This window comes from Aminobacter sp. P4_D5 (assembly GCF_056401815.1).
Window position 1 is genome coordinate 1 of record NZ_JBFUIP010000257.1, and the last position, 5565, is coordinate 5565.

A 5565-nucleotide genomic window follows, 5' to 3' on the forward strand; every position below is an offset into this window, starting at 1 on the left:
GCTGGAATCCGGGCGGCTGGAATCCGGGCGAGGTCACCCCAATCCACTGGCGCCGGCAGATCTCCCAGTCTTCCGACATCACCTCGTCATGGAAGGCCGCGACCTTTTCAGGGTTGTAGTCTCGTCCTTCGACGGCGGTCTCGTCGACCAGCCAATAGCCGCGCACGATGGTTTTGGTTGGCGAAACCGGGGTGATGCGCACCGTATGGGCATAGTCGGAATTGGCGTGGCACCAGAAGTTGATGTTGGTGTTGGCGCGCGCCGTGCCCATGTCGGGATCGGAGAAGCCGGCCATCAGCACGTTGCACACCAGCTGACCGTCGGGACTTTCGGTGACCATGCCCTTGCGCACCGGCGTGCGGTTGGCGCGGAACCATTCGGCCGTATAATCGGACGAAGTATTGACGCGGGCGGTATCGAGCCCGGCCTTTTCCCAGCGGATGGCGCAGTCGGCCAGGCGCTCCGATATCTCGTCCTTAAGGTCCGGATTGTCGTTTTCGGTATCGTACTGCACCGAGACATAACCGTGATGATTGGCCTCGCAGTGATAGCATTCACGGTTGTTTTCGACGACGATCTTCCAGTTCACGTCGAGCTCGTAGTCGCGGATCAGCGCGATCTTGGCGCGGTTCATGCCTTGCGATTTCAGGATCGGCGAGAGGTGGTCGCGCAGCTCGTGGAACGGGGAGGGCGTGTCGGACAGGTTGACGAAGATCAGCCCGTCGAATTCCTCGGCATGGACGCGCTTAAGACCATGTTCGGCCTTGTCGAAATCCTCGCCCATCATCGGTGCGCCGATCAGCGTGCCGTCATGGGCATAAGACCATGAGTGATAGGGGCAAACCAGCCTCGTCGCCTTGCCCGTTTCCTTGGTGCAGATGATGGAGCCGCGATGGCGGCAGACATTGTGGTGCGCATGCACCTTGCCGTCGCGGTCGCGCACCATCACCACCGGGGCTCCGCCGACATTCAGCGTCATGTAGTCGCCCGACTTGGGCAGCTCGATGGAATGTCCGGCGAAGAACCAGTTGTTGCGGAAAATCCGCTCCTGCTCCTCGGCGAAGATCTCAGCATTGGTGTAGAAGTCGCGCGGCAGGCCGTGACCGGGCCGATAGCCGTTGAGCCAGTGAACATTCATCGCAGCGCCTCCCAGTGCTTGTTTGAGGCAGATTAGAATTGTTCTTGTCTGGGTCGGCAAACGCGATTACCTTAGGGGCATACTAAGAAAAACTAATGGTACCATGACGACTGCCCGACCCCCGCTGAACTGGCTCCGGGCATTTGAAGCTGCTGCTCGGCTTGGAAGCTTTGCTGGCGCCGCCAGCGAGTTGAACGTCACCCCTTCGGCGATCTCACAACACATCCGGGCACTGGAACTGCGCCTCGGTAAGGAGCTGTTCGACCGCCATGCCAACGGCGTGAGGCTCACCGACCGTGGCCGTCGCTATGCCGAAGATCTCGGCCGCGCCTTCCAGATGATCGACGAGGCAACCGCTAAGCTTGCCGGGCGCGGTATGCGTGAAATGCTGGTCGTGCATGTACCAACCTCTTTTGCCAGCCAATGGATCGCACCACGGCTCGACTTGTTCCGCGCCCAGCATCCGACCATCGATCTGAGGCTGACCGCGCTCGACCACGGCGAAGGCAAGGTCGACGCCGCGATCGAGTTCGGCTGGGGCAACTGGCCCAAGCGCCAGGCGACGCTGTTGCTGCGCGACGAGACCTTTCCCGTCTGTGCGCCGAAATATGCCGCCGGTCTCACATCGCCTGACGACCTGCAAGCCGGGGATCTGCTGCATGTGCCAGGCTATGACGAGGACTGGGACAGCTGGCTGGCACATGCAGGCGTGAGCGGCGTCGACACCTCCGCCGGCTCGTTTTTCGACCAATCGATCATGGCGATCCGTGCTGCGATCGAAGGCAAGGGCGTGCTGCTCGGCAGGACCGCCCTGATCGAGCGCGAACTCGCCGCGGGCCTGCTCGTCGCTCCCTTCAAGCAGCGCCTTCGCGGTGCCGGCTCCTACTGGTTCTTGACCACGCCGCAGAAGGCGAAAACGCCAAAAGTCATCGCCTTCCGCGATTGGCTGATGAGCATGGTGCAGCCAACCGCCGCCGCCGAAGGTTGAACCTCAGCGCAACAAAAGCAGCTGTCGGCATATTTTATCATGTTGCATTTTGTGTGATTTATTGCCAATTTGTGATCCTGCTGTCTCGTTTGAGGCAATCGGCTCTGGTTGAAGATCGGGGTCGGGGAGGGCACATGAACGCACCGAACAAGCACGCGGACTTCAACGTCGAGACCTGCTGGCCCGGTGCGAAGGCATTGCCAGGCAGCTTGCCCAAGCCGGTCGGCTCAGCTTCGCCAGCCGAATTCCTGGTGCTTGTGCTGCCCGGTTTCTCGCAACTGTGCCTATCGTCGTTGATCGACCCGCTGCGGATTGCCAATTCCCTGTCAGGCCGCAGCCAGTTCAGCTGGCGGCTGATGAGCCTCGACGGCTTGCCGGTGGAATGTGCCAGCGGCATTTCGATTGCGGTGACAGGCAGCTTCACCGAGCATCAGAAGGCCATGGCGCTTGACCCGCAATGCGCTGTCGTCATCTGCGCAGGCGAAGGCGTCGAAAAGCACGGCTCGCACGAGCTGCGCGCCTTCCTGCGCCGCGCCTTTCGTTCCCATGTTCCGATCTATGCGCTGGGCACCGCGACATGGTTGCTTGCCGAAGCGGCATTGCTCAATGACATCAAATGCACCATCCACTGGGGCAAGATGGCGGCACTTTCAGAGACGTTTTACGACCTCGCTATAGATGATGCGCTGTTCGTACGCGACGGCCAGATCGTCACTTGCGCCGGCGAACTCGCGGCCTTCGACCTCGCCTTGGAACTGGTGCAAGAGCGCTGCGGCACCGAGCTTTCCCGCCGCATCTGCCAGCATGTCACGGCCGACCGCTGGCGCGATGGCGCAAGCTGCCAGTCGGTACCGCCAGGGCTGCGTTACGGCAGCACCGGCAAGAAACTTCTGCGCATCATCCAGCTCATGGAGCGCAACATCGAGGACCCGCTGTCGCTGGAGGAGATCGCAAGTCAGGTCTCACTTTCGCGTCGCCAGATCGAGCGGCTGTTCGAACGCCACCTCTCAACGACACCATGGCAGCATTATCTGGCGCTCAGGCTGGCCAAGGCTCGCCAGCTGATCGAGCTGACGCCGATGCCGATCATGGATGTCGCGGTCGCCTGCGGCTTCGTTTCCTCGTCGCATTTTTCCAAGAGCTTTCGCGACCACTTCAAGGTCCTGCCGAGCAAGCTGCGCGCCGCATAGTCGCGACCGGACGGCCTGATAGGGCATCGATGCCCCTGAGGTGTTCGCCCCGCTGATTTCGCCGGCACCTGCTTTTGCGGGCCCGGCTGCGATCGGAAGTTGGGCGTCTGCTTAGCGCTTACGAACACAGCCCGGCAGTAAGCCGTGCGGTCACAGATGACATCAGCACACTGGCCGCGGTGTCCTTCCTTCCCTGTCGCGACAGCCGGTCCTTCCGCGGGCTCGATGGGGCATGTCTGACCGGAGAGCGGCTTCGCCTCGATCGTTATCCCGCAACGGCAGGCGCAACTTTCTTCCCCTGCAAACTGCGTTTGCATTCCTCGCGAGCCAAGAAAGCCGCTTCATGCCGCCCTCCATTTCATTGCGGCCCTGACGGGTGCGGTCCGATCGTCTCCGATCTTTTCGACTGCCATCGAGGTCGCGAAGGGCGCGGCCCGAAACACGAGAAAGGAATACCACTCATGGCGACCATCGGCTCATTCACCAGCACCGCCAACGGCTTCACCGGTTCGATCAAGACCCTCACCCTCACCGTCAAGGCCCGCTTCGAGCGCATCGAAAACCCCTCCGACAAGGGCCCGCACTTCCGCATCTTCTCCGGCTCCGTGGAGCTCGGAGCCGCCTGGCAGAAGCACTCCGAGCAGAGCGGTCGCGACTACCTCTCGGTCAAGCTGGACGATCCGAGCTTCCAGGCTCCCATCTACGCCACCCTGGTCGAAGTGGAAGGCGAGCAGGCCCTCCAGCTCATCTGGTCCCGCCCCAACCGGGACTGACCGGCCGAGCCCGGCCCCGCCCACAAGGCGGGGCCACACCTCTGGCCCTTGGAGCGTCAGGGTTGTCTCATCTTAAGCACCTGCTGCCCCGGCTTCCGACACGTCCCTTGGCGCTCGATAGCCCCGCCGCTTCTCCATCGTCCCCAGACGCTTCATCGCGCGTTGAGCGTCGTCGGTTTGATCGAAGGTTTCGATCATGGCTTGCCCATTGATGCCAATCCTCCCAGTTTCGGATGACCCATGCGCTGCCAAACAAGGTCGGCTGGAAAGTGAGGTTGTAGAACCGGCGCACGTTCAAATCCCAGGTCGACGCGGTGGCGGTAAAAAGCTGAAGTGCGGAGGCGCGAAAGCAGTCGTCCCACGCCGAATGTATGTCTCGGCTGGCCCGTCATCACCTTTGTCACTACAGCAATGTCCTCCTCCTTCGTGCCGCCAAAGCGACCGATCCATCGAGGATCCAGCACGATCACCTTGCGGTCGGCTTTGCGGCGATGCGCGATCATCATCAGTGCGATCTCGGAGGACGGATCAAGCACCACCAGGCCGCCGCCCGTTTCAGCGCGGTTGGGATCGCACCGACGGGGTCTTGAAGCCGCCTGTCCGACAAAGAAGATGCCAGCCGGACGCACCTAACGAGCTGTCGAAACAGAAGAACAGCGAGCCGCCAGCAACTCGGCTTCGTCGCTCTCCATCTCACCCAGTCCGGCCCGGAGTGCCATCCGCCCGATGCGCTCTGCCTTGCGCGTTTCCGCTTGTCTCAATTGCTCCTGCAGTCGGGCGATTTCTTGCCTGATTTTCGATGAGGGTTTTTTCATTCCAGATGAGCCTTCCTTGTCTGGCTTGAGCCAAACGCCAAACAAGGATCGACGGGGACGGTGCGAAGCGCATYCCCGTTTATTCTCCAGTCGGCGGWGCCGACGCTCTCAACGATGATCCCGCCGTTCCGAAGGAGCGGTCCAAGGGCGCAATTATACGTCGCTGWCGCGACGCCTTGCTCAACGGCCTGTCCGGCCAGCCGCTCCTGACGAACGCACGCGTGTCCGTTCGCTCMRGGAGCAATCTCTGCCGTGACTGTCCCTCAYTTCTCCGTCAGCATCGTCAGCCGCGGCGACGGCCGCAGCGCGGTGCTGTCGGCCGCCTATCGCCATTGCGCCAAGATGGAGTACGAACGCGAAGCGCGCTCGGTCGATTACACCCGCAAGCARGGGCTWCTGCACGAGGAGTTTTCGGCGCCACCTAATGCGCCGCAATGGCTGCGCAGCCTCATTGCCGATCACTCGGTGGCAGGTGCTGCGGAAGTCTTCTGGAACAAGGTCGAGGCTTGCGAGAAACGCGCGGATGCCCAGCTTGCCAAGGACATCACCATTGCCTTGCCGCTGGAGCTGTCGTCCGAGCAAAACATCGCACTGGTCCGCGATTTCGTCGAGCGACACATCCTCGCCAAGGGCATGGTTGCGGACTGGGTCTATCATGACG

At 61.7% G+C, this 5565-nt stretch carries 7 protein-coding genes and 1 pseudogene; 4 read left to right on the forward strand and 4 right to left on the reverse strand.

Annotated elements, in window-relative coordinates:
• The coding region (locus AC1DWF_RS29745; protein ID WP_476842405.1) for an aromatic ring-hydroxylating oxygenase subunit alpha at window positions 1–1138 on the reverse strand (1138 nt) is incomplete at its 3' end.
• Between the two features lie 103 nt (window positions 1139–1241).
• Here AC1DWF_RS29745 and gcvA point away from each other — a divergent pair.
• From gcvA to AC1DWF_RS29760, 3 genes are all read left to right on the forward strand, one after another.
• Entirely contained in the window at window positions 1242–2126 is an 885-nt protein-coding gene (gcvA, locus tag AC1DWF_RS29750) for a transcriptional regulator GcvA (RefSeq protein WP_476785900.1), read from the forward strand.
• A gap of 134 nt (window positions 2127–2260) precedes the next feature.
• Window positions 2261–3316 (forward strand): GlxA family transcriptional regulator, encoded by a 1056-nt coding sequence (locus AC1DWF_RS29755; RefSeq protein ID WP_476804456.1) that lies wholly within the window; start codon window positions 2261–2263, stop codon window positions 3314–3316.
• 461 nt (window positions 3317–3777) lie between these two features.
• Window positions 3778–4089: a DUF736 domain-containing protein gene (locus AC1DWF_RS29760; protein WP_476789603.1), complete on the forward strand. Its 312-nt coding sequence runs from the start codon at window positions 3778–3780 to the stop codon at window positions 4087–4089.
• Between the two features lie 72 nt (window positions 4090–4161).
• Here AC1DWF_RS29760 and AC1DWF_RS29765 read toward each other — a convergent pair whose 3' ends face one another.
• The 3 genes and pseudogenes from AC1DWF_RS29765 to AC1DWF_RS29775 all read right to left on the reverse strand — a co-directional run.
• The gene (locus AC1DWF_RS29765; RefSeq protein WP_476789604.1) at window positions 4162–4287 is read right to left on the reverse strand and encodes a hypothetical protein; all 126 of its coding nucleotides are present in this window, start codon (window positions 4285–4287) and stop codon (window positions 4162–4164) included.
• Entirely contained in the window at window positions 4284–4628 is a 345-nt protein-coding gene (locus AC1DWF_RS29770; protein ID WP_476804455.1) for a hypothetical protein, read from the reverse strand. Before AC1DWF_RS29770 ends, AC1DWF_RS29765 begins: the two co-directional genes overlap by 4 nt.
• 120 nt (window positions 4629–4748) lie before the next feature.
• Window positions 4749–4904 (reverse strand): annotated as a pseudogene (locus tag AC1DWF_RS29775) (TraC family protein); the annotation flags it as partial.
• A 252-nt stretch (window positions 4905–5156) separates the two neighbouring features.
• On the opposite strand from AC1DWF_RS29775, the gene AC1DWF_RS29780 reads away from it, so the two are divergent.
• A partial coding sequence (locus AC1DWF_RS29780) for a MobA/MobL family protein (RefSeq protein WP_476842406.1) occupies window positions 5157–5565 on the forward strand: 409 nt, incomplete at its 3' end.